This is a genomic window from Inquilinus limosus MP06, assembly GCF_000767795.1.
Taxonomy (GTDB): domain Bacteria; phylum Pseudomonadota; class Alphaproteobacteria; order DSM-16000; family Inquilinaceae; genus Inquilinus; species Inquilinus limosus_E.
On the sequence record NZ_JANX01000644.1, the window covers coordinates 1 to 3,271 of the forward strand.

The window sequence follows — 3,271 nt, forward strand, 5'->3', positions numbered from 1 at the left end:
GGTTCCGCGACCTCCGCACCTTCGTCGACGGGCCGAATGGCGGCGCCTCGCCGCTGGGCGAGATGATCCAGACCATGAACGACATCTATCGCCAGATGACCCGCAGCGCCATGGCGCCCGGCGCCGGCGGGGCTGCCGCCAATGCCGAGCTGGCGGGCCTGGCGCAGCAGCTGACGGCGTCGGCCGGCCGCGCCCCCGAGGTGATGCGCGGCTGGGCCAACCAGATCTCGCAGGCCACGTCGGAGGCCACGATCGGCGGTGCCCGGCGCGGGCTCAACGCTGACTGGAACACGACCGGCCGGCCGCTGTGCCAGGCGGCGCTGGGCGGCCGCTACCCCTTCGCCCGGGGCAGCAGGCAGGATGCCAAGCTGGACGATTTCGGCCGCCTGTTCGCCCCGGGCGGGCTGATCGACGGATTCTTCACCAAGAATCTGGCCCAGTATGTCGACACCTCGCGCAGCCCGTGGCGCTGGGCCAAGCTGAACAATGTCGATCTCGGCATCAGCGACGGCACGCTGGCGCAGTTCGAGAAGGCCGCGCGCATCCGCGACGCCTTCTTCCCGCAGGGCGGCACCCAGCCCAGCGTCGGGCTGGAGATCCAGCCGGTGGACCTGTCGGCCAACGCCGCCAACGTCCTGCTCGACATCAACGGCCAGGTCATCAGCTACGACCACGGCCCGCAGCAGACCGCGGCCCTGCGCTGGCCGGGCACCGGCGCCAACCAGGTGCGGGTGTCCTTCACCGGCGAGACCGGCACGCCGCTGGGCGGCATCAGCCAGGACGGCCCCTGGGCGCTGTTCCGGCTGATCGACCAGTCGCGGGTCGGCGGCGCCTCGGCCAGCGACCGGTTCCGCTTCACCGTGTCGGCCGGCGGCGCCAGCGCCACCTTCGAGGTCCGCACCGGCAGCGTCCTCAACCCCTTCACCCTGCCGCAGCTGAGGGATTTCCAATGCCCGCAGGCGTTCTGACCGAGGGCCGGGACCATCCGGGCTTCTTCGGCAAGCTGCCCTGGCTGGGGGATTTCGTCACCCGTGGGCTGCCGGTCAGCTTCGTGACGCCGTGGGACGAGTGGCTGCAGGCCGGCATGGCGGCGACCCGGGACGCGCTGGGCGACGCCTGGCTGGACCGCTTCCTGACCGCCCCGATCTGGCGCTTCCTGCTGCCCGCGGGCTGCGCCGGCCCTGCCATGGCCGGGGTGCTGATGCCCAGCGTCGACCGCGTCGGGCGCTATTTCCCGCTGACGCTGGCGATCCCGCTCGATACCGATCCCCCGGCCGAGGCGCCGCTGACGGCGGCCCCTTGGTTCGACAGGCTGGAGACGGTGGCCCTGGCGGCGCTGGACGAGGCTGTCAGCCCCGAGGCGTGGGAGGAGTCGGTGTTGCAACTGCCGCCCCCTCCCCTGGCCGATGCCGACGCCGTCGTCCCGATCGACCAGGGCTGGCAGGCCCATCCGCTGACGGACGGGCCGTCGCTCGGCACCGCCGCCCTGAGGCTGGGCGGCTACGCCGTCGCCGCCGGCCGGTCGCGGTTCTGGACCGATCCCAGCCACAGCGGCTGGTACCTGGCCGGGGACGGCCTGCCGCCGGCCTCGATCTGGCCGCAGGCCTTCATGGGGCCGCCGGCCGCCGCGGAGGATGCCGTCCGGTGAACCGGCTGCGCTTCCTCTCGATCGGCCTGACCGATGCCGGCGCGGTCCGCCGGCTGAACGAGGACGCATTCCTGTCCCGGCCGGAGATCGGGCTGTGGGCCGTGGCCGACGGCATGGGCGGCCACAGCCATGGCGACGAGGCCAGCCGCATGGTGGTGGACACCCTGGCCCGGGTGCGGCCGCCCGAATCCGGCAGCGGCTTCATCCAGGAGGTGCGGTCGCGGCTGATCGCGGCCCACCAGGCCATCCACGCCAGGGCGGAGCGGCAGGGGGCGACGATCGGCGCCACCGCCGTCGTGCTGATGATCTATGCCGACCGCTTCGTCTGCCTGTGGGCGGGCGACAGCCGGTTGTACCTGCTGCGCAACCGCCAGCTGTGGCAGATCACCCGCGACCACTCCTATGTCCAGGAGCTGGTCGACAGCGGCGTGCTGTCGCCCGAGGCGGCGCTGAACCACCCCCAGGCGAATGTGATCACCCGGGCGATCGGCGCCGCCCAGGCGCTGGAGCTGGACATGGAGCGCAGCGCCGTCCGCGACGGCGACGTCTTCCTGCTGTGCAGCGACGGGCTGACCAAGGTGGTGACCGACGCGGAGATCGCCAACCTGCTGGACGGGCTGCCGCCCGACCAAGCGGCCAGCAGCCTGATCAATCTGGCGCTTGGCCGCGGCGCGCCCGACAACGTCACGGTGGTGGCGCTGTCCTGCACCGACGATGACGACCTGACGGTGCCGCCCGGCCGGATCAACGGGGTGCGGCTGTGAGCGGCGCGCCGGACATGCCGCCGGACGACCGGACGCCGGACGCCACCCGCCTGAGGGCCGGACGAACGGATCCGTCCGTCTCTCCCCGGTCCGGGCGGTCTCGGGGAGAACCGGCGGCCGGGCTGACGCCGGGCACGCTGATCCTGCACACCTACCGCGTCGTGCGGCTGATCAACCGCGGCGGCATGGGCGAGATCTACCAGGCCGAGCACGCCGACCAGAAGACCCAGCACGCGATCAAGATCATCCTGCCGGAACTGGTGGGCGACGAGTCGATCGCCACGCTGTTCCTGCGCGAGGCCGAGGCGCTGCGGAAGATCCGGCATGACGCGATCGTCGGCTATGACGGCCTGTTCCGCGACGAGACCGGCCGGCTGCACCTGGTGATGGAGTATGTCGAGGGCCCGTCGCTGCGCGACCGCATCGGCCAGGGGCCGCTGGCACCGGAAGAGGTCGGGCGGCTGCGCGACCGGCTGGCCGCCGGCCTGGCCGAGGCGCATGACCGCGGGATCTTCCACCGCGACGTCTCGCCGGACAACATCATCCTCGAGCATGGCGCGCTGGAGCGGGCCAAGGTGATCGATTTCGGCATCGCCAAGCTGGCGGACACCAACACCCAGACCATCGTCGGCGAGGGCTTCGCCGGCAAGATGACCTGGGCATCGCCGGAGCAGGCCGGCCTGTTCGGCGGGCAGGTCGACGGCCGGTCGGACATCTACAGCCTGGGGCTGGTCCTGGCAGCGGCGGCGCGCGGCCGCCCGCTGGAGATGGGCCGGACGATGATGGCCACGATCGAGGCCCGGAAGACGGTGCCGGCGCTGGAGGGCGTGCCCGCCAGCCTGGCCGGGCAGATCCGGCT

The 3,271-nt window shown here is 72.5% G+C and carries 4 protein-coding genes; all 4 read left to right on the forward strand.

All coding sequences use genetic code 11. From position 1 onward, the window contains the following. A partial coding sequence (locus P409_RS30095; RefSeq protein ID WP_034847098.1) for a type VI secretion IcmF C-terminal domain-containing protein occupies nucleotides 1-968 on the forward strand: 968 nt, incomplete at its 5' end. Further along, nucleotides 950-1,648: a type VI secretion system-associated protein TagF gene (tagF, locus tag P409_RS36570; protein WP_052121581.1), complete on the forward strand. Its 699-nt coding sequence runs from the start codon at nucleotides 950-952 to the stop codon at nucleotides 1,646-1,648. The genes P409_RS30095 and tagF, both read left to right, overlap by 19 nt. Beyond that, a complete protein-coding gene (locus tag P409_RS30105) occupies nucleotides 1,645-2,412 on the forward strand; it encodes a PP2C family protein-serine/threonine phosphatase (RefSeq protein WP_052121582.1) in 768 nt (255 codons plus the stop codon). The genes tagF and P409_RS30105 overlap by 4 nt, the downstream gene beginning before the upstream one ends. Further along, nucleotides 2,409-3,271: serine/threonine-protein kinase (locus P409_RS30110; protein WP_238578805.1), on the forward strand; the 863-nt coding region annotated here is incomplete at its 3' end. The genes P409_RS30105 and P409_RS30110, both read left to right, overlap by 4 nt.

Bases quoted from the DNA above. Each gene is read 5' to 3' on its own strand.
- tagF (WP_052121581.1), top strand. From the start codon at position 950: ATGCCCGCAGGCGTTCTGACCGAGGGCCGGGACCATCCGGGCTTCTTC.